Consider the following 20,271-nt stretch of genomic DNA (forward strand, 5'->3'; position numbering starts at 1 on the left):
CGTGTACGCGCACGCGCATGTGTGCCTATTCAAGTTATCAGAGAAAACATGCCCCGCACAGCTTTGGCCCCTTCCGGCGGCCGCCGTATCCAGACCCGCCGCTCGGGTGTCCATGGCAAGGGCGTCTTCGCCGTGCAGGATCTTGCCGAAGGCGAGGTCCTTGTCGAGTACGTAGGGGAAATCGTCAGCTGGCAGGAAGCCCAGGACAGGCACCCGCACGACCCCAGCCAGCCCAACCATACCTTCTACTTCCACATCGACGAAGACCGCGTGATCGATGCCAACTACGGCGGCAATTCCTCGCGCTGGATCAACCACAGCTGCGCGCCCAACTGCTACACCGACGAGCGCGATGGCCGCATCTTCATCGTCGCACTGCGCAACATCGCCGCCGGCGAGGAGCTGAGCTACGACTACGGCCTGATCATCGACGAACCCTACACCAGGAAGCTGAAGGCCGAGTATCCCTGCTGGTGCGGTGCGGCCACCTGCCGCGGCACGCTGCTGGCGCCCAAGCGCGGCTGGCGTCCGCCCATGCCCGGCGATGCGTTGCCGGCCGGCGCAAAGCCGAAATCGGAAAAGTCTGAAAAGGCAAAGCGGCCCCAAAAACAGCAGGCCCAAGCGCCAAAGCCTTTGGGCAAACCCACCCAAAAGCCGAAGAAGAAATCCGGCACATCCTCGACAAAGGCGGGCGCATGATGGCTTCGTCCCCCATCCACTGGCCTGCGGAGTCGCTGTGGCAGGCCATCGAGCCGCAACTGCCGGGCTTTTCCGTGGAGATCGTGCCCAGCATCGGCTCGACCAATACCGAGCTGATGGCACGCGCCCGCGATGGCCGCAACGAACCCGTGCTGCTGGTGACCGAAGTGCAGACCGCCGGCCGGGGCCGGCTGGGCCGCCAGTGGACCAGCGGCGTGGGCGATTCACTGACCTTCTCGCTGGGCATGCCGCTGGCGCCTGCCGACTGGTCCGGCCTGTCGCTGGCCGTGGGCCTGAGCGTGGCGCAAAGCCTGCAGCCGCAATTGCCCGCCCCGGGCTCGCAGCGCCCGCGCATCGGCCTCAAGTGGCCCAACGACCTGTGGATCGACGGCGACCGCAAGCTCGGCGGCATCCTGATCGAGACCGCCAGCTTTGTCGGCAGCGCCGCGCATGAGCCCGGCACGCCGCGCTACGTGGTCGTGGGCATCGGCCTGAATGTGCGCCCCCGCCCCGGCGACGGCATGCGCACGCCGCCGGCCAGCCTGCTGGAGCTGGACGAGCGCCTGGACGCGCCCACCGCCCTGGCCTGCGTGCTGCCGGGACTGGTGTCCGACATCCAGGCCTTTGCCGCCCAGGGCTTTGCGCCGCTGGTGGACCGCTTTGCCCAGCGCGACCTGCTGCGCGGGCGCGCCGTCAATCTCAGCGACGGCGAAAGCGGCATGGCCGAAGGCGTGGGCCGCGATGGCGCGCTGCTGGTGCGCACGGCGCGCGGCCTGCAGGCCATCACCAGCTCGGAAATCAGCGTGCGGCCGGCTGCTGTAGGCTAGAGCGATTGATGCACTAGGCCCGCCGAGAAACGACATGCTGCGAATTGCCTTTCTGCTGCTGGTGCTGGCCAATGCCGGCTACTACCTCTGGAGCCACGGCCAGCTCCAGGCCCTGGGCCTGGCACCCCCGTCCACGACCGAGCCCGAGCGCCTGGCCCAGCAGGTGCGCCCCGAGGCGCTGAGCCTGCTGAGCGTGGACAACGCATCCACCACGCCCTCGCCGGCCGCCGCCCCGTCCACGCCAGCGCCGGCCCCCACCCCGGCAGGCGGCGAGGAGCCCGCCCCTGCACCCAGGCCCGCCCAGGCTGCAGGCCAGCCCACCAGCTGCCTGGTGGCCACGGGCATTGAAGACCGCCATGCCGAGGCGCTGCGCCGCGGCCTCATCGCCCAGGTCGCCAGCGACCAATGGGACCTGAGCAGCACGCACCAGCCGGGCCGCTGGATGGTTTACATGGGCAAGTTCCCCGACGCCGAATTCCTGGAACGCAAGCGCGCCGAACTGCGCGCCCGCAAGATCGATTTCGACCGTGCGGGCGGCGCGCTGGAGCCGGGCCTGTCGCTGGGCCGCTTTTCCACCGAGGAAGCGGCCACGCGCGAGCTGACCAACTTCGCGCGCCAGGGCGTGCGCACGGCCCGCGTGGTGCAGGAGCGCCCCGACATCACGCTCTACACCCTGCGCCTGCCCCAGGCCACGGCCGCACTGCGCAGCCAGGTCGAGGCCATGGGCGGCAAGGCCTTCGAGGGCAAGCCGTTCAAACCCTGCTGAACCCGTTGGGCACGCCATGCGAAAAGGCCCGCGATCACAGGATCGCGGGCCTTTTTCATTTCAGCCGCCGCGGGTCAGAGCGCGCGCGGGTCGGTGGCCATGAGCTGCTCGACCAATACCTTCAGATCGGTGGTCAGGCGCAGGTAGCCGGCCTGGTCCAGTTCCAGGGTCTGCTCGTTCATGTAGAGCTTGCGGTTGATCTCGATCTGGATGCTGTGGCGGTGCTCGGCAGGCTTGCCGTAGCGGCGCACCAGCTCCACGCCCTTGTAGGGATGGTTGTAGTCCACGCTGTAGCCGCGCTCGCGCAGGAAGGCGCAGATGCGCTCGGACAGCGCGGGGCTGGCCGTGCTGCCGTCGCGGTCGCCGATGACGAAGTCGGCATGCACCAGGCCCGGGTGCAGCGTGGCATGGCTGGCGGCGACGGAAGGCATGGAATGGCAGTTGATGTGGATGCTGTAGCCATGGCGCGCATGGGCGGCGTCAATGGCGCGCTCCACGGCGGCGTGGTAGGGCTTCCAGCAGCGCTCGATGCGCTGCAGCAGCTCGGAGGCCGGCAACTGGCGGTCGTAGATGGGCACGCCCTTGTCGGTGAACTTCCAGATCAGGCCCTTGCCCAGGCGGACCTTCTGCAGCACGACCTGGTCGGTGGTGACGGGCAGCGGCCAGTCGCCTTCGATCATGGTGGTGTCGATCTCGGTGGTGTCGCGGTTGGCATCCAGGTAGATGCGCGGGAAATGCGCCTCCACCCAGCCCACGCCCATGCCTGGCGCAAAGGCATAGATCTTCTCCACATGCGTGTCCTCGGCCTGGCGCAGCGTGGCCAGCGGCAGGCAGGAGCCGAAGTCCTGCGGGTAGACCGTGCCGCTGTGCGGCGAGTCAAGCACCACGGCGCTGGTGCCGGCCACGCTGGTCACCATGGGCTGCGCGGCATCGGCCGCGCCGGAGCCTGCCGCGCCGGGCAGGGATTGCAGGAAGTTCTGACTGATCAGTCGCAGGACGGGATGCATGAGGAAGTGGTCTATCTCGGTTACGCATTGCACCGCTGCGCTGCGGCCAGCCCGCCATGAAACTGGCGCGTCCCAGGCCAGGGACGCCGAGCAAGGGCCGCCCCGCAGCGAGGGCGTCGTCCCCCTCCCGCGAAGCGAGAGAGGGGGAAGGCGCGAAGCGCCTCAGGGGGAGCCTTTAATCCAGCTGGATCTGGGCCGTGGCGGCAATCTTCTTCATCTTGGCCACTTCGCTGGCGATCTGCTTGGTGAAAGCATCGCTGCTGGTGCCGGAGATGTACAGGCCCTGGGCAGCCATGCGCTTTTGCACGGCCGGGTCCTTGAGCGCGGCCGCGATGGCCTTTTGCACGCGGGCGATCTGCTCGGGCGGCGTGCTCTTGGGGGCCACGAGGCCGAACCAGGAAGGATCGTTCAGGTCGGCGTGGCCGGCTTCGGCGTAGGTCTGCACATCGGGCAGCACGTCCAGGCGCTCATGCCAGGACACGGCCAGGGCCTTGACCTTGCCGCCCTTGATGTGGGGCAGCGAGGACGCGACCTGGTCGAAGTACACGGGCACCTGGCCGCCGAGCACGTCGTTGATGGCCGGGCCTGCACCACGGTAGGGAATGTGCTGCATCTCTGTGCCCGTGCTCTTCATGAACTGGGCGCCCCACATGTGGCCGATGGTGCCGTTGCCGGGCGTGGCGAAGCTGACCTTGCCGGGGTTGGCCTTCAGGTACTTCACGAACTCGGCAAAGTTGTTGGCAGGCACCAGCTTGGGGTTGATCACGATCACGCCGGGCGCCTTGACGATCTCGGTCACGCCGACGAAGTCGTTGATGGCGTCATAGGGCAGCTTCTTGAACACGGCAGGGTTCACGCCATGGGTGGACAGCGTGGCAATCCCGAAGGTCACGCCGTCGGTGGCACGTGCCACTTCGGCCATGCCGATGGAGCCGCCGGCGCCGGCCTTGTTCTCGATCACCACCGCCTGGCCGCCCAGCAACTTGGGCAGCACGTCCTGCATGTTGCGCGGGACCATGTCGGTGGAGCCACCAGCAGGGAACGGAACGACGATGCGCAGGGGACGGGTGGTTTCCTGGGCGAAGGACATTCCAGGAACGACAGAAGAAGCGGCGATGGAAGCAAGGAAATGGCGTCGTTGCATAGGATCTTTCTTACAAACAAGGTCAGATTAAAAGAAATCTGCTCACAAAAAAAGCAAATACTGTGCCTGTTAATATTCCGAACAGGAATAGTTTCATCATATCCCTGTCATGAGTTTGCGCCGCCTCAACCCGCCCATACATCTGCTGCGCGCCTTCTCCACCGTGGTGCGCTTCGGAGGTGTCTCGCGCGCGGCCGAAGCCTTGCACTTGACGCAAAGCGCAGTCAGCAAGCAGATCCAGGAGCTGGAGAAGTGGGTGGGCGTGCCGCTGTTCGAACGCGAGCGCAAGCGCTTGAGCCTGACGCCTGCGGGCGAACGCTACGAGCGCGCCGTGCGCGCCCTGCTGGGCCAGCTGGAGGCGGCCACCCTCGAACTCATCACCAGCGATGACAGCCGAGGCGCGCTGCACCTGTCATCGCTGCCGACTTTCGCGGCCAAGTGGCTGATCCCCAGGCTGCCCCAGTTTCAGCAGCGCTATCCACAGATCACGCTGCACTTTGTACCCTACGTACACAGCTACCAATTTGACAGTCCGGGTCTGGACTGCGCGATTTTGTTCGGGGACGGGCATTGGAGCGGCGCGCACGCCCACTATCTGGTGGGCCGCCAGGTGGCGCTGATCGCACCGCCACATGGCACGGGCCCCGAGGCGCGCATCACCACGCCCCAGGACGTGGCGCGCTGCACGCGGCTGCGCCACGTGACCATTGCCGACGCCTGGGCACGCTGGAGCGAGGCCCACGGCATCCACGGCATCAGCCCGCTGGCGGGCCCGCAGTTCGACCAGTTCCAGACCATCATTCGCGCCGTGATGGCGGGCATGGGCATCGCCCTGGTGCCACGCTGCCTGGTGCTCGACGAGCTTGCCGCCGGCCTGGTGAACGAGCCCCTGCCCCAGCACGGCTACCAGAGCGCCCTGGGCTACTGGCTGTGCTATCCGGCCGACCGTGCCAACCATGGCACGCTGGGCATCTTCCGCAACTGGTTGGTGGACCATGCGGCGCAGACACCGGGACGGGTGGCGATGGCCCCTGTAGCCCCCGATGCCCCTGCGGCAGCCGGTCAGGCGCCACCTATGCCGCAGGCTTAGGCGGCGGCGGCGAGCGCAGTGCCGTGAAGCGCACGCTGAAGCGTGCGCCCGGTGGCTGCTGGCCCGGATGCGCATCCTCCAGCACCACCTGCCCGCCATGCTGGCGCGCAATCTCCAGCACGATGGGCAGGCCCAGGCCCGAGCCATCGGCCTCCGAGCCCAGCACGCGGTAGAACGGCTGGAACACCAGCTCGCGCTCGGCCTCGGGCACGCCCGGCCCCGAATCCTCCACCTGCAGCAGCAGGACCTGACCAAAAGGATCGGCCAGCACACGCACGGTGACCATGCCCGGCCGGCTGCTGGTGGAAGGCGTGTAGTTGATGGCGTTGTCCACGAGGTTGCGCACCAGCTCGGTCAGCAGCGTGGCGTTGCCCTGCAGCCAGACGCCGGCGGCCGAGGACTCGGCGCCGTCATAGCCCAGGTCCACATGCTTGTCCATGGCGCGCGGCAGGCAGTCGCGCACCACGTCGGTGACGATGCGCACCAGGTTGCACGGCTGCATGGCCAGGCCCCGCCCCAGGCCCGCGCTCTCGGCACGCGCCAGCGCCAGCAACTGGTTGACGGTGTGCGTGGCACGGATGCTGGAGCGCGCGATCTGGGCCAGGGACTGCCGCAGCTCGCCCGTACTCACGCCTTCGCGCTGGGCCAGTTCGGCCTGCATGCGCAGCCCGGCCAGCGGCGTCTTGAGCTGGTGGGCCGCGTCGGCCAGGAAGCGCTTTTGCGTGGCCAGCGAGTCGCCCAGGCGGCCCAGCAGGTCATTGACCGAATCCACCAGCGGCACGACTTCCAGCGGCACGTCCTTGTGGTTGATGGGCGAAAGGTCCTCGGGCCGGCGCGCGCGGATGCGCTCCTCCAGCCGGTGCAGCGGCTTGATGCCGCGCGCCAGCGCCAGCCACACCAGCAGCGCGGCCAGCGGCAGGATGACGAACTGCGGCAGCATCACGCCCTTGATGATTTCCGTGGCCAGCACGCTGCGCTTTTCGCGCGTCTCGGCCACCTGAACCAGGGCCTGCGGTTCGCCCGGCAGGGGCATGCGCACCCAGACATGGGCCACGCGCAGATCGATGCCGCGAAATTCCGCATCGCGCAGCTGCACGGTGCCGCCGGACGGCAAGCCTGGAGGCGCCGCGCCAGTCAGAGCCTCGTCGGGCTCGGGCGGCGGCGGCAGGTCGCGCTCGCCGGCCAGGTATTCGCCCTTCACGCCCAGCACCTGGAAATACACGGTGTCCGATTCGTCGGCACGCAGGATCTCGCTGGCCGACTGCGGCAGGTTGAACAGCACCTTGCCGTGCTGCACCATCACCAGCTGGGCCAGCGCCTGGGCGTTGTATTCCAGCGCGCGGTCGAAGGGTTTGTTGGCCAGGCCCTGGGCCACCAGCCAGGTCAGCGCCAGGCTCACGGGCCACAGCAGCAGCAGCGGCGTGAGCATCCAGTCAAGGATCTCGCCGAACAGGGAGCGCTGTTCACGCTGGAAGATTTTCATCGGCGGGCAGCCCCTTACGACGGGTTCACGGCCCCGCGGCAACCACCACTATGCGCAGGCAAGCCAACCCGGGCCTGACAGCCACGGCAGCGGCCTCAGGACGCGATCTTCTCAAGGCAGTAGCCCAGGCCGCGCACGGTGGCGATGCGGATGGGGCCGCGCTCTATCTTCTTGCGCAGCCGGTGGATGTAGACCTCGATGGCGTTGTTGCTGACTTCGTCGCCCCACTCGCACAGGCGCTCGACCAACTGGTCCTTGCTGACCAGCCGGCCGGCCCGCTGCAGCAGCACTTCCAGCAGGCCCAGCTCGCGCGCCGACAGCTCGACCATCTTGCCGTCGATGGTGGCCACGCGGCCGGCCTGGTCGTAGACCAGCGGGCCGTGCTTGATGGTGCTGCTGGCGCCGCCCATGCCGCGCCGCGTGAGGGCGCGCACGCGCGCCTCCAGCTCGGACAGCGCAAACGGCTTGGCCATGTAGTCGTCGGCACCGTAGTCCAGCCCCTGCACGCGCTCCTCCACGCTGTCGGCCGCCGTGAGGATGAGCACCGGCAGCGCATCGCCGCGGCCGCGCAGTTTCTTGAGCACTTCGAGACCGTGCATCTTGGGCAGGCCCAGGTCCAGGATCAGCAAATCGAATTCGCTGCTGGTCATCAGCGCGGTGTCGGCCTCGCTGCCATTGGCCACATGGCTGACCACGGCGCCCGAGCCGCGCAGGCTGCGCAGCAGGCCATCGGCCAGGACCTGGTCGTCTTCGGCAATCAGAATGCGCATGGGGGATGTCTCCTGTAATGCAGGCGCGCTCTGGGAGTTGGAAATGCGCGCCTTTAATTCCCAGGATTCTAGGATGCGCCCCGCAGCGCGGGCAGGGACCTTACCCGAGTGAGCCGCCGCCCGCGTAGGCCTCCAGCCCCAGCGCCACCACGGTGGCGATGTCGTCGCCGACTTCCTCGCGGAATTCGGCCTCGGCCTGGGAGACGGCGTCATGGAAAGCCTGCAGCCAGGCCAGGCCCGCTGGCGTGAAGCGGATGCGGCGCGCGCGCGCATCGCGCTCGTCGCTCTCGCGCGTGACCAGGCCCCAGGCCTCGCACTGGGTCACCAGGTCGCCCATGGACTGCTTGGTCATGCCTGCGCGCTCTGCCAGGTCCGTCAGCCGGTCGCCAGCCAGCGACAGATGCCGCGTGATGTGGATATGGGCCGCCCCCACCTTGTCGCGCGCAGCGAGGTTGGACAGTGCCAGCGGCACCTCAACATCGCGCGCCATGAGCTGCAGCACACGCGCGTCGAACCGCCGCATGGCATGGCCGAGCAACCGGCCCAGGTGGGTCTGGCGCCAGGCGTCGGCGGGCGGCGTGACAGGGGAAAGCTCACTCATGAATGCATTGTGGAGGCAAATCCAACAAGTCAGGAAAACTGACCAAAAACACCAACAAATCAAGACAGCAAGCCCATAAACTACTGTTCAAGCATCCAGCCTGAATGCAAATACAGAGCTGAATCCATACCCAACCCAGGAGTCCGCATGAACACCGCCGTCACCACCGCCAACAGTGAAAAAGCCAAGGCCCTGCAGGCCGCACTCGCCCAGATCGAAAAGCAGTTCGGCAAGGGCACGATCATGCGCCTGGGTGAAGGCGAAGCCATCCAGGACATCCAGGTCGTCTCCACCGGCTCGCTGGGCCTGGACATCGCCCTGGGTGTGGGCGGCCTGCCCCGTGGCCGCGTGATCGAGATCTACGGCCCTGAATCCTCGGGCAAGACCACGCTGACGCTGCAGGTCATCGCCGAAATGCAAAAGCAGGGCGGCACCTGCGCCTTCATCGACGCAGAACACGCGCTGGACACCAGCTATGCCCAGAAGCTGGGCGTGAACCTCAACGAAGTGCTGATCAGCCAGCCCGACACCGGCGAGCAGGCCCTGGAAATCGTGGACAGCCTGGTGCGCTCGGGCGCCGTGGACATGATCGTCGTGGACTCGGTGGCCGCACTGACACCGCGCGCCGAAATCGAAGGCGAGATGGGCGACCAGCTGCCCGGCCTGCAGGCCCGCCTGATGAGCCAGGCGCTGCGCAAGCTGACCTCCACCATCAAGAAGACCAATTGCATGGTCATCTTCATCAACCAGATCCGCATGAAGATCGGCGTGATGTTCGGCAGCCCCGAAACCACCACGGGCGGCAATGCGCTGAAGTTCTACGCCTCGGTCCGCCTGGACATCCGCCGCACCGGCACCATCAAGAAGGGCGACGAAGCCATCGGCAACGAAACCAAGGTCAAGGTCGTCAAGAACAAGGTCTCGCCCCCGTTCAAGACCGCCGAGTTCGACATCCTCTTCGGCGAAGGCATCTCGCGCGAAGGTGAAATCCTGGACATGGGCGTCAACGCCAAGATCCTCGACAAGTCGGGGGCCTGGTACGCCTACAACGGCGAGAAGATCGGCCAGGGTCGCGACAACGCCCGCGAATTCCTGCGCGAGAACAGCGGCCTGGCCGTGGAGATCGAGAACAAGGTGCGCGACAGCCTGGGCATCGCCCTGCTGCCTACGGCCGGTGGCGATGCCCCCGAAGCCAAGGCCGCCAAGGCGGGCAAGGCCAAGGCCGACAAGGACGGCGTGATCGAAGCCTGAGCGCCCAGACCCCTCACAGCAGGCGCCGCAGCGCCTGCGCACACTGTGTTTGCCATCTTGGCGCAGGCTCACGTCTGCGCCTTTTTTATCGCTGGGACGCCCCAAGGCAAAAAAGCGGCCCCCTTGGGGGGCAGCGGACCTTGCGCAGCAAGGGGAGCGTGGGGGCCTTTTTTATTCGGGATGATTCAGGAGACATTGCCGCATGGGATTCGCCAAGCTGTCGCTCAAGGGCCGGGCGCTCAAGCTGCTGGGCCAGCGCGAACATTCACGGCTGGAGCTGGAACGCAAGCTCGCCCCCCATGTGGAGGAAGGCGAGGACCTGGGCGCCATGCTCGACGCGCTGGAGCAGCGCGGCTTCATCAGCGCCGAGCGCGTGGCCGAGTCCGTGCTGCATCGCAAGGCCGCGCGCTTTGGCACATCGCGCGTGGTGCAGGAGCTGCGCAGCAAGGGGCTGGACGATGGCCTGGTGCGCGCCGCCGCAGAACAATTGCGCGCCACCGAACTGCAGCGCGCCCATGCCGTATGGAGCCAGCGCTTCGGCACACCGCCGGCCACCCCGCAGGAACGCCTCAAGCAGATGCGCTTTCTGGCCGCGCGCGGCTTTGGCGGAGAAATAGCGAGCAAGGTGCTGCGCGGGCGCAGCGAAGACTGGGATGACGGAGCTGCAGACGAAGGCAACTAATCCACGCGCCGGGTTGCGCCCCAGCACACCAGCGACCCCACGGTCACCAGCGCCACGCCCTGCCAGAAGCCCCAGCCCGGCTGCACCTGCAGCCAGGCACTGGCCAGCAAGGCAGAGAACACGGGCGTGAAGTACGAGGCCGCCGCCATCACGGCCAGATGCCCGTGCTGTATGCCGTGCTCCCAGCAGCTGTAGCCCATGGCCGTGAGCCCGCCCACGGCCAGCAGCTGCAGCACCACGGTGCCTGACCAGTGCATGCCGCCTTCGCCACCCAGCCACACCCACTTGATCCACAGCGCCAGCGCAGTCCAGATCAGGAACAACCCCACGGCATTGTGCCCCCCACCCCAGCGCCGAGCAGCCAGCGAATAGCAGGGCCACAGCAGGGCCGCGCCAAAGGCGAGTCCATAGGCCAGCGGATTGGCCAGCATGTGGTCTGCCATGTCATGCATCTGCAGGGACTCGCCGCCAAGCACGCGCGTCAGCCCCCACAGGCACAGCAGCACGCCGGGCCACAGCCACCAGCGCGCATGCTGCTGGCGCAGCAGCACCGCCAAGACGATGGTCAGGCTGGGCCACAGGTAGTTGATCAGCCCCAGCTCCAGTGCCTGAGCGCGGTCCTGCGCCAGACCGATCGCCAGCGACAGACAGATTTCATAGACCGCAAACAGCAGCCCGCAGCCCCAGAAATAGGCCGGGTGCATGGTTCGCAACTGCGAAGGCCTGGGCAGGCCGCGCACGGCGGCCACGCACAGGGCGCTGACCGTATAGAGCATGGCAGCGCCGCCCACGGCGCCCAGCGGCTCGGCCACCGAGCGCATCAGGCCCACGGTGCAGCTCCAGCACACCACGGCCAGCAGGCCGATGGCGGTGGCCCGGCCTGCGGCTGCAGGGGAACTGCTGTGCGCTGAAGACATGGAAAAGGCAGCGCGCGGCAGGTCAGTGCGGCTGCAGCACCTGGCGCAGCGAGCGGTAAAGCGCGTCCGAGCCGTGCGCGCGGTTGTCCGCATCGAAGGAGAACTCGTTGCTGGACTGCGTGCCGGTCGCGTCCTCGGGCCGCGCCTCCATGAAGAAGGACAGGAAGCGCGCGCCCTGGCGGCGGTGCATGGTCAGCACTTTCTCCAGCCGCTGTGGCGACAGGGCCACCAGCGGATGGAACTCCGTCACGCCATAGGCCGTGTGGCCATAGCGGCGCAGCATCTGGCCGACCAGCGGGCCGTAGGTGTCTTCGCCATACAGGCTGACACCCAGGGACAGCCCCGGCATGCGTTGCAGGCTGCGCTCCACGGCGTAGCGGCTGGCGTCCCAGCTCGGATTCGCATGGGGGTTGAGCTGGTGGGCAAAGCGAGGCACCCGGCCCAGGCAGCCGTGCCCGATGTGCTCGGAAAAGCCCTGGATGTAATCGGCCACCTGCTGCTCGCGAAAATCGTTCCAGTCCGTCACCAGCGGGTTGTAGAACAGCGCCAGCCGGTCCTGCGGGCTGTCCACCCAGAACTCCACACCATCGGGCAGCTTGCCGAAGTCAGGCAAGGCCTCGGCGGCATGGGGCCTGGGCTCGCCCTGGTGGCGGTCCATCACGGCGATCTGGCGCGTGGCCAGCAGGCCCAGGCTGCGCCCGCCGGCCTGCAGCACCACGTCGATGCGGTGCAGGCCCTCGCCCAGCGCCGGATAGCGGATGTCGGCACGCCAGCCCACATCGGGCGTGAGGAAATCAGGCTTGGCCTGGGCCACATCCTGGCGGTGCATGTGCACGGGGGCGTGCGAGTAAGGGCGCCCGTCCACGAAGACGGCCACGGCCAGTTGCTTTTGCAGCTTCGCGTCGGGCGAGTGGACCCAGCCGGACACCGGGACCGTGCCAGCCGCATAGCTGTCGATGTGCTGGAAGAAGTTCTGCAGCGGCTCGCTGCGGATGTTGCGCGACGGAGGCTCCACCGCATCGAAGCTGGCGAACTCCGACTTCAGATGGGCATTGAGCCGCGCAATGTCGCCATAGCGCTGGCGCAGGAATGCATGGAAGCCCGCCACGGATGCAGGGCTGTAGTCGGTGACCGCATAGCCTTCGGCCGCGAACCCCATGCCGGCCTCGAAACCCGGGAACAGCTGGTGCGTCTCGCCCAGCACGGTGAGCGCACGCAGCGGATGCATGGCGGCATCGCCCGCAGCGCACATGCGCTCGGCCAGGGCATCAACCACCAGCTTGCGCACGCGCGTGATTTCATTGTCCTGCCGCGCAACCGACCACGGGAAGATGCGCGCGCCCAGATAGGTGTCCAGCGGCAGCGGCCCCTTGGGCGTCCAGGCCAGATTGGCGGGATCGGCGGCCAGGCGCTCCTCGGCCTGGGAGTGGACCTCGAAATGCGTGGCGAACAGGTAGAGCACCACGGGCCGCTGCGCCTGCGCCACCGTGCGCACCACGCGGTCCAGCGCCTCGCCCCGGACTTCCCAGGCCCGGCCGTTCCACTGCACATAGCGCAGCAGAGGCACGCTGAGCGTATAGCCCAGCTCCAGCCCCTCGCCCTGCGGCCGGCCCAGGCGCTGCAGCGTGGCTTTCACCATTTCCGCGGCCGAGCCCTGAGGGCCCAGGCAACTGGCAGGCACCTGCTGGAATTCCTTGGGAAAACCCTCGCGCAGCCCGTCCTGCACCAGGCAGGCTTCCATATTGCCCAGCAGCGGACTCAGCAGCAGGCGCGATGAGGAAGGCAATGCCGGCCGCAGCTTCCAGGCGAACACAACGATCAGCAGACACAGCACGGCCAGGGCCAGGACATGGCCCCAGACCGGACCGCGCCGGCCCGGCAAGGAAGGGGGCGCGGGGGGCCTCACAGGCCCAGCATGATCTGCAGGTTCTGCACGGCGGCGCCGCTGGCGCCCTTGCCCAGGTTGTCCAGACGGGCGATCAGCACGGCCTGGCGGTACTGCTCATTGGCGAATACACGCAACTCCAGCTTGTTCGTGTCGGTCAGCGTATCGGCAGCCAGCTTCATGTCTTCGGTGGGCGGCAGCACCGACACCCATTGCTCGGGCGTGTTGGTCGCCGCGTAGTGGGCGGCCAGCGCATCGTGCAGATCGGCGGCCTTGGGCGCGCCCGGCAGCAGGTCCAGATGCAGGGGCAGTTGCACCAGCATGCCCTGGCGGAAATTGCCCACGGCAGGAATGAAGACCGGGCGGCGCGTCATGCCCGTGTAGTGCAGGATTTCGGGAATGTGCTTGTGCGACAGGCCCAGCGCATAGGCCTCGTAAGGCGCGGCCGTGCCGGCCTCGTAGGCTTCGATCATGCTGCGGCCGCCGCCCGAGTAGCCGGACACCGAGGGCAGGCTCAGCGGGTAGTCGGCTGGAATGAGGCCTGCCGCCACCAGCGGGTGCAGCAGTGCGATGGCGCCCGTGGCATAGCAGCCGGGGTTGGCCACGCGCGTGGCAGCCTTGACGGCGTCCAGCTGGCCCTTGCGCAGCTCGGGAAAGCCGTAGACCCAGCCCGGCGCCACGCGGTGGGCGGTGGAGGCATCGATGATCTTGATGGCACGGCCGGTCTCAGCCTCGATGGCGTCGACCATGGCCACGGTTTCGCGCGCAGCGTCGTCATGCAGGCACAGGATGACCAGGTCCACGCCGGCGATCAGCGCACGCTTGGCAGCAGGATCCTTTCGCAGCTCGGGCGCAATGCTGACCAGCTCCACGCCGGACAGATCGACCAGACGCTCACGGATCTGCAGCCCTGTCGTGCCTGCTTCGCCATCGATAAAGACTTTTGCCATCGCTGTATTTCTCCTGCTGCGCGGCCCTCCTGGAGCCGCTGCGGCACCATTGCCGCGTTCCAGCTGCGGATTCTCACCGAAACCGGGTCCCCCTGCGCCCGTTGTCGCAAAACGGTTGGCAGCGGCGATCAAGGGCGTGCTGACATGCGCCTGTTACAAACGGCGGGCAGGGCCGTCTGCAGATCCTCTATAAGACAAAAGAGCTGTGGCGTCTGGAGGAAATGTCGGGAAACCGTCTTTTCCCTGACATATCAATGCATTGCACAGTTCCTGGCATGCTGCTTGGCCCGCAGGAAATTGTGGATTCTGCGCATGGGGGCGTGTCGGATGGCGCAGTGCAGCATGGTACATTCGGCGATTGCCAGGTCACTCCGCCTTGAGGCAGCACCCCAGGGCTACCGGGTCAATCCCCCCCTATTTGTTTGAGAGAGACATCATGAAGATTCATGAATACCAAGGCAAGGACATCTTGCGTCAGTTTGGTGTGCCTGTACCTCGCGGTATCCCTGCGTTCACAGTGCAAGAGGCCGTCGAGGCCGCCCAGAAGCTCGGCGGCCCCGTGTGGGTCGTGAAGGCCCAGATCCACGCTGGTGGTCGCGGCAAGGGCGGCGGCGTGAAGGTTGCCAAGAGCATCGACGACGTCAAGGCACTGGCTGGCCAGATCCTGGGCATGCAGCTGGTCACGCACCAGACCGGCCCCGAAGGCCAGAAGGTCCGCCGCCTGTACATCGAAGACGGCGCCGACATCCAGAAGGAATACTACCTGTCGTGCGTGACCGATCGCGCCACGCAGAAGGTGGCCTTCATCGCTTCCAGCGAAGGCGGCATGGACATCGAGGAAGTGGCCCACTCCACGCCCGAGAAGATCATCACCATCTTCGTCGATCCCCTGGTCGGTCTGACCCAGGCCCAGGGCGAAGAGCTGGCCAAGGGCATCGGCATGCCTGCCGACTCCACTGCCCAGTTCATCGACATCTGCCAGAAGCTCTACAAGTGCTACATGGACACGGATGCCTCGCTGGTCGAGATCAACCCCCTGAACCGTGACAGCAAGGGCAATGTCATTGCCCTGGACGCCAAGTTCAACTTCGACGCCAACGCCCTGTTCCGCCTGCCCGAAATCGTGGCACTGCGCGACCTGGACGAAGAAGATCCCGCCGAAGTCGAAGCCTCCAAGTTCGATCTGGCCTACATCTCGCTGGACGGCAACATCGGCTGCCTGGTCAACGGTGCCGGCTTGGCCATGGCCACCATGGACACCATCAAGCTGTTCGGCGGCGAGCCGGCCAACTTCCTGGACGTGGGCGGCGGCGCCACCCCCGAGAAGGTCACCGAAGCCTTCAAGATCATGCTGAAGAACCCCAAGGTCGAAGGCATTCTGGTCAACATCTTCGGCGGCATCATGAAGTGCGACACCATCGCCACCGGCGTGATCACTGCCTGCAAGGCCGTGAACCTGCAAGTGCCCCTGGTCGTGCGCATGAAGGGCACGAACGAAGAACTGGGCAAGAAGATGCTGGCCGAGTCCGGCCTGCCCATCATCAGCGCCGACACCATGGCCGAAGCGGCCACGAAGATCGTCGAAGCCGTCAAGTAAGCAGGCCCGGAGAACACACCATGTCTATCTACATCAATAAAGACACCAAGGTCATCACCCAAGGCATCACGGGCAAGACGGGCCAGTTCCACACGGAAAAATGCATCGAGTACGCGAACGGCAAGAACTGCTTCGTGGCCGGTGTGAACCCCAAGAAGGCCGGCGAAAAGATCTTCGACGTGCCAATCTACGCCTCCGTCAAGGAAGCCGCACAAGGCACGGGCGCCACGGTCTCCGTGATCTACGTCCCCCCCGCAGGCGCTGCCGCCGCGATCTGGGAAGCCGTGGAAGCCGACCTGGACCTGGCCATCTGCATCACCGAAGGCATCCCCGTCCGTGACATGCTGGAAGTGCGCAACAAGATGCGCGCCAAGGAAGCTGCAGGCGGCAAGCGCACCCTGCTGCTGGGCCCCAACTGCCCCGGCCTGATCACGCCCGACGAGATCAAGATCGGCATCATGCCCGGCCACATCCACAAGAAGGGCCGCGTCGGCGTGGTCAGCCGCTCCGGCACGCTGACCTACGAAGCCGTGGCTCAGCTGACCGAACTGGGCATTGGCCAGTCGTCGGCCGTGGGCATCGGCGGTGACCCGATCAACGGCCTCAAGCACATCGACGTGATGAAGGCCTTCAACGACGATCCCGACACCGACGCCGTCATCATGATCGGCGAAATCGGCGGTCCCGACGAAGCCGAAGCTGCCCGCTGGTGCAAGGACAACATGAAAAAGCCCATCGTCGGCTTCATCGCTGGTGTCACCGCCCCTCCCGGCAAGCGCATGGGCCACGCCGGCGCGCTGATCTCCGGCGGTGCCGACACGGCCGACGCCAAGCTGGCCATCATGGAAGAGTGCGGTTTCGTCATCACCCGCAATCCCTCCGAAATGGGCCGCCTGCTCAAGGGCCTGATCTAAGCGGCACCGGTTCTGCGTGACATCCAGGGTTCGCTCCAGGAAGAAATTACGCAGAATTACGAATCGGTAAGGCGGCAAGTCCGCCCTACACTGACGACTCCAAAAAAGAAAAAGCGCCAGAGGCTACCGCCCTGGCGCTTTTCAACTCATAACAGCGGAGAAACCATGGAATACCTGCAAAGCGCCGATTTCTGGATCGGCCTGTTGAAGATCGTCTGGATCAACATCATCCTGTCTGGCGACAACGCCGTCGTCATCGCCCTCGCAGCACGCTCGCTGCCCCCCGCACAGCAAAAGAAAGCCGTCATGTTCGGCTCCGGCGCCGCCGTGGTGCTGCGGATCATCCTGACCGTGGTCGCGGCAAAGCTGCTGGAGCTGTCGTTCCTGCAGATCGTGGGCGGCTGCCTGCTGCTGTGGATCGGCCTGCAGCTGCTGACCGGCGAAGAAGATGATGAAGGCGAATCCAAGGGCCATGGCAGCATGATGGTTGCCATCCGCACCATCCTGATCGCCGATCTGGTGATGAGCCTGGACAACGTGATCGCCGTGGCCGCCACTGCGCAGGGCAACATGGTCCTGCTGATCCTGGGCCTGGCCATCAGCATCCCGCTGGTGATCTTCGGCTCCACGCTGATGATCAAGCTCATGGAGCGCTTCCCCGTCATCATCACGCTGGGCGCCGCCCTGATCGGCTGGGTCGGCGGAGAAACCATCGTCAACGACCGCCTGCTGCACGGCTACGCCATCAGCCACCCCTGGCTGCACTATGTGGCGGCCGCAGCCGGCGCCGTGCTGGTCGTGGGCATTGGCAAGTTCCTGCAGGCGCGCTCAGGCGCAAAGCACGCAGCCCAGGCCTGACGCTGCCGCAGGCAGCACCTTCGCCGCATCACGAACGCACTGCCCCGGCAGTGCGTTTTTGCTTTGCGAGGACCCATCTTGATGTGGCGTCAAGCTGACGAGCCGTTGCGCCCGCGCATTCCGGGCACTTGCGCGCACTGTTTTCATTTACGCTGTGCACCGGTCTTCACCATTGCATCTGCACACCAGGGACTGATGGCACCACCGCCGAATCCGTCCTTTGCCACCATGCCCAGCGCCCCCCAAATCCCGGACCAACCCACCCGGCAGGAAGCTCCTGCCCAGTACTGCGCCATGGTTGCACGCACCGATGTGGGCCGGCGCCGTGACAACAACGAGGACGCCGTCACCATCCATCCCAGCGCCCAGCCCTGGCCCATTGCCGTGCTGGCCGATGGCATGGGCGGCTACAACGCCGGCGAAGTCGCCAGCGCCATGGCCATTAGTCTGGTATCCGTGGCGCTGCAAAGCACCACCACCGAGGCGCCCGTGGCCAACACGCCGCAGGCCCGCCAGGAATTGCAGCAGTCACTTGCCAATGCCCTGAACCTGGCCAACGCCGCCATCCTCACCGCCGCCCAGGAAACACCCGGCTGCCGCGGCATGGGCACCACCGTCATCGCAGCCGCTTTGCTGCCCGGCCTGCTGATGCTGGCCCACCTCGGCGACTCGCGGGCCTATGGATGGCGCGATGGCCAACTGCTGCGCCTGACCCGGGACCACACCTGGCTCCAGGAAGAAATCGACGCAGGCCGCATCCAGGACCACGAAGCCCGGCAGTCCGGCCTGGGCCACCTGCTCACCCAGGCCCTGGGCGTGACCCAGGACGTCACACCCGACTTCAATGAATGGCCGCTGCAGCCTGGCGACCGCATCCTGCTGTGCTCCGACGGCCTTACCGACATGCTCGATGACGACGCCATTGCCGCCCTGTTCAAGCAGTCCAGCCCGCTGCCCGTGCTGCTGACCTCGCTGCTCACGGCCGCCAATGAAGCAGGCGGAAACGACAACATCAGCGCAGCGCTCATCGAACTCCAGGCCAACCCGCCCTCTGCCGCCTGCGCTGCCATCGATTGAGCCCAGACAGAGCGCAGGGATCGACGGCAGAACCCATCCGATGGACGCGCTTGCGTGCACAAAAACCCCAGGTTCCAATTGTCAAAAATGATTGCGCACCCAACAATCGGTCAAAGACAAGCCATAGCCTGTATCAAATACGATGACGGACTCCGGCGTGCCCGGGCCGCAGACATAATAGTTGGATAGACCCCAGCTCCGGATCACCCAGTGCAGTGCAAGCCGGGCATAACAAAGGAATTTTGAGCATGCCGACCCTGGTCATCTCCATCGACGGCGCCGTCATCAAGGAAGTGCAGCTGACCAAGGAGCGCACCACGCTGGGACGCCGCCCCTACAACGACATCGTCATCGACAACCTCGCGGTCAGCGGGGAGCATGCCGTGCTCAGCATCGTCGACGGTGCCGTCATCATCGAAGACCTGCGCAGCACCAATGGCACCTATGTCAACGGCCAGCCCATACTGCGCCAGACCCTGAACCACGGCGACCTGCTGGACATCGGCAAGTACAAGATCCGCTTCGTGCAGCAGCAGGTCAGCGCCTCCTCGCGCTCGGCACTGGCGGCCATTGCCGCAGCAGTGGAGGCAACCCGCCCAGCCCCCTTGGCGGAAGACCTGCCATCGCAGTTCAGCACCCAGACCCCCTCAGGCTTCGACCACACCCTGCCGCCTTCGATGGCCGGCTTGGCCACACGCCAGGCTGCCATCCGCATGCTCAACGGCAACGCCGCCGGCCGCGAAGTCCCGCTGGTCAAAGTCGTCACTACACTGGGCAAGCCCGGCGTGGCCGTCGCCTCCATCACCCAGAAGCACCACGGCTTCGTGCTCGCCCAGCTGGAAGGTGATGCCCTCAGCCTCAAGCTCAACGGCCAGGAAATCGGCCGCCGCCCCATGCCACTGCAGCACGGAGACACGGTGGAGCTGGCAGGCACGCAGATGCAGTTCCTGGTGGCGTGAGGGACCGGCTCGACCCCGCCGACAAACTTCGCGTGACGTCTGTAGCAAGCGCACGATCTCTGACAAAAACGTCACAACAAGTGGATCAATTTGTCAGAGAATGGCGTCCAACCGTGTCAGTTGCAACCAAACCATACATAGACTTGGACCTTGGCCCCCTGGAGCGACTGGCACGGCTCTTGCTCAGTAGAGCATGCAATCAACCCCTATGAGGAGAAGTTCATGAAGCGTTCCATCCAGCAAGGTTTTACCTTGATCGAATTGATGATCGTTGTGGCGATCATCGGCATTTTGGCAGCCGTTGCGCTGCCGGCTTATCAGGATTACACGATCCGCGCACGTGCATCTGAAGTCATTTTGGCTGCCTCGTCCTGCCGGACCACCATCAGTGAGGCTGTGAGCTCTGCCCCTGACGCAGACATGAAGACTTCGCTGCAACACTCCTGCTCTTCGGGCTCGGCGGCTGATGCGTCCGCCGCCATCAAGACTCGGACGAAATTTGTGAAGTCTGTCGATACGGATGCCAATGGCGTCATTACTGTTGTTGGTGACGAGACGTCTCTCAAGGGCGATACATCTGCAACCAAGAACTCTGTTGCCATGGTGCCCTACGTCGATGGCACAGGCTCTGCCGCAGGTACGGTGCTTTCGGCCTCAGCCGACGGTGGCAAGGTCATCACTTCTTGGAAGTGTGGTCCTGCCGCGGTCAATCCCATGCCAGTCAAGTATCTGCCCGGTTCTTGCAAGGACACACAAGGTGCTGCTTCCTCCTAATTAATTGAGCAGTATTTAAA

At 65.8% G+C, this 20,271-nt stretch carries 20 protein-coding genes; 12 read left to right on the forward strand and 8 right to left on the reverse strand.

Annotation, left to right across the window (positions count from 1 at the left end; translation table 11 throughout):
- The first annotated feature begins 48 nt into the window (after positions 1–48).
- The 3 genes from AC5I49_RS20695 to AC5I49_RS20705 are packed head-to-tail and all read left to right on the forward strand — an operon-like array spanning position 49 to position 2,292.
- Positions 49–699 (forward strand): SET domain-containing protein, encoded by a 651-nt coding sequence (locus AC5I49_RS20695; protein ID WP_026062805.1) that lies wholly within the window; start codon positions 49–51, stop codon positions 697–699.
- A complete protein-coding gene (locus AC5I49_RS20700; protein WP_016449407.1) occupies positions 696–1,526 on the forward strand; it encodes a biotin--[acetyl-CoA-carboxylase] ligase in 831 nt (276 codons plus the stop codon). Before AC5I49_RS20695 ends, AC5I49_RS20700 begins: the two co-directional genes overlap by 4 nt.
- A 34-nt stretch (positions 1,527–1,560) precedes the next feature.
- Complete coding sequence (locus tag AC5I49_RS20705) at positions 1,561–2,292, forward strand: hypothetical protein (RefSeq protein ID WP_047218929.1); 732 nt, start codon at positions 1,561–1,563, stop codon at positions 2,290–2,292.
- A 74-nt stretch (positions 2,293–2,366) separates the two neighbouring features.
- Here AC5I49_RS20705 and AC5I49_RS20710 read toward each other — a convergent pair whose 3' ends face one another.
- Together AC5I49_RS20710 and AC5I49_RS20715 are read right to left on the reverse strand one after the other, a co-directional pair.
- Positions 2,367–3,299 carry an N-formylglutamate amidohydrolase gene (locus AC5I49_RS20710; protein ID WP_495789818.1) on the reverse strand — a complete coding sequence of 311 codons (933 nt, stop codon included), beginning with the start codon at positions 3,297–3,299 and terminating at the stop codon, positions 2,367–2,369.
- Positions 3,300–3,474: 175 nt separating this feature from the next.
- A complete protein-coding gene (locus tag AC5I49_RS20715) occupies positions 3,475–4,443 on the reverse strand; it encodes a Bug family tripartite tricarboxylate transporter substrate binding protein (protein WP_026062916.1) in 969 nt (322 codons plus the stop codon).
- Between the two features lie 109 nt (positions 4,444–4,552).
- Between AC5I49_RS20715 and AC5I49_RS20720 the strand changes: the two genes are divergently transcribed.
- Positions 4,553–5,533 carry a LysR substrate-binding domain-containing protein gene (locus tag AC5I49_RS20720; protein WP_016454232.1) on the forward strand — a complete coding sequence of 327 codons (981 nt, stop codon included), beginning with the start codon at positions 4,553–4,555 and terminating at the stop codon, positions 5,531–5,533.
- On the opposite strand, the gene AC5I49_RS20725 is transcribed toward AC5I49_RS20720, so the two are convergent.
- The 3 genes from AC5I49_RS20725 to AC5I49_RS20735 all read right to left on the reverse strand — a co-directional run bounded on the left by AC5I49_RS20725 (position 5,517) and on the right by AC5I49_RS20735 (position 8,387).
- Positions 5,517–7,016, reverse strand: a complete 1,500-nt coding sequence (locus AC5I49_RS20725; protein WP_016449402.1) for a sensor histidine kinase — start codon at positions 7,014–7,016, stop codon at positions 5,517–5,519. The genes AC5I49_RS20720 and AC5I49_RS20725 overlap by 17 nt on opposite strands.
- Positions 7,017–7,111: 95 nt before the next feature.
- Positions 7,112–7,786 (reverse strand): response regulator, encoded by a 675-nt coding sequence (locus AC5I49_RS20730; RefSeq protein WP_012202808.1) that lies wholly within the window; start codon positions 7,784–7,786, stop codon positions 7,112–7,114.
- 100 nt (positions 7,787–7,886) lie between these two features.
- Entirely contained in the window at positions 7,887–8,387 is a 501-nt protein-coding gene (locus AC5I49_RS20735) for a MarR family winged helix-turn-helix transcriptional regulator (protein ID WP_017407164.1), read from the reverse strand.
- 147 nt (positions 8,388–8,534) lie between these two features.
- On the opposite strand from AC5I49_RS20735, the gene recA reads away from it, so the two are divergent.
- Positions 8,535–9,638: a recombinase RecA gene (gene recA / locus AC5I49_RS20740; protein ID WP_016454235.1), complete on the forward strand. Its 1,104-nt coding sequence runs from the start codon at positions 8,535–8,537 to the stop codon at positions 9,636–9,638.
- Between the two features lie 202 nt (positions 9,639–9,840).
- The gene (gene recX, locus AC5I49_RS20745) at positions 9,841–10,320 is read left to right on the forward strand and encodes a recombination regulator RecX (protein WP_495789819.1); all 480 of its coding nucleotides are present in this window, start codon (positions 9,841–9,843) and stop codon (positions 10,318–10,320) included.
- Here recX and yddG read toward each other — a convergent pair.
- From yddG to argC, 3 genes are all read right to left on the reverse strand, one after another.
- The gene (gene yddG, locus AC5I49_RS20750; RefSeq protein WP_495789820.1) at positions 10,317–11,237 is read right to left on the reverse strand and encodes an aromatic amino acid DMT transporter YddG; all 921 of its coding nucleotides are present in this window, start codon (positions 11,235–11,237) and stop codon (positions 10,317–10,319) included. The genes recX and yddG overlap by 4 nt on opposite strands.
- Positions 11,238–11,259: 22 nt before the next feature.
- Positions 11,260–13,071 (reverse strand): hypothetical protein, encoded by a 1,812-nt coding sequence (locus AC5I49_RS20755; protein WP_495789821.1) that lies wholly within the window; start codon positions 13,069–13,071, stop codon positions 11,260–11,262.
- 68 nt (positions 13,072–13,139) lie between these two features.
- Positions 13,140–14,072: an N-acetyl-gamma-glutamyl-phosphate reductase gene (argC, locus tag AC5I49_RS20760; protein WP_016454237.1), complete on the reverse strand. Its 933-nt coding sequence runs from the start codon at positions 14,070–14,072 to the stop codon at positions 13,140–13,142.
- A 436-nt stretch (positions 14,073–14,508) separates the two neighbouring features.
- On the opposite strand from argC, the gene sucC reads away from it, so the two are divergent.
- The 6 genes from sucC (at position 14,509) to AC5I49_RS20790 (ending at position 20,251) form a co-directional block, all read left to right on the forward strand.
- Positions 14,509–15,669 carry an ADP-forming succinate--CoA ligase subunit beta gene (sucC, locus tag AC5I49_RS20765; protein WP_016449395.1) on the forward strand — a complete coding sequence of 387 codons (1,161 nt, stop codon included), beginning with the start codon at positions 14,509–14,511 and terminating at the stop codon, positions 15,667–15,669.
- Positions 15,670–15,689: 20 nt separating this feature from the next.
- A complete protein-coding gene (gene sucD, locus AC5I49_RS20770; protein ID WP_016449394.1) occupies positions 15,690–16,583 on the forward strand; it encodes a succinate--CoA ligase subunit alpha in 894 nt (297 codons plus the stop codon).
- 165 nt (positions 16,584–16,748) lie between these two features.
- The gene (locus AC5I49_RS20775) at positions 16,749–17,441 is read left to right on the forward strand and encodes a TerC family protein (RefSeq protein WP_016449393.1); all 693 of its coding nucleotides are present in this window, start codon (positions 16,749–16,751) and stop codon (positions 17,439–17,441) included.
- Between the two features lie 294 nt (positions 17,442–17,735).
- On the forward strand, positions 17,736–18,518 hold the full coding sequence (locus tag AC5I49_RS20780; RefSeq protein WP_047474588.1) for a PP2C family protein-serine/threonine phosphatase: 783 nt from the start codon (positions 17,736–17,738) through the stop codon (positions 18,516–18,518).
- Between the two features lie 248 nt (positions 18,519–18,766).
- The gene (locus AC5I49_RS20785) at positions 18,767–19,477 is read left to right on the forward strand and encodes an FHA domain-containing protein (protein WP_017405118.1); all 711 of its coding nucleotides are present in this window, start codon (positions 18,767–18,769) and stop codon (positions 19,475–19,477) included.
- A 222-nt stretch (positions 19,478–19,699) separates the two neighbouring features.
- Positions 19,700–20,251 carry a pilin gene (locus AC5I49_RS20790; RefSeq protein WP_495789822.1) on the forward strand — a complete coding sequence of 184 codons (552 nt, stop codon included), beginning with the start codon at positions 19,700–19,702 and terminating at the stop codon, positions 20,249–20,251.
- The last annotated feature ends 20 nt before the right edge of the window (positions 20,252–20,271 follow it).

The sequence above is a fragment of the Delftia sp. genome (genome assembly GCF_059499305.1).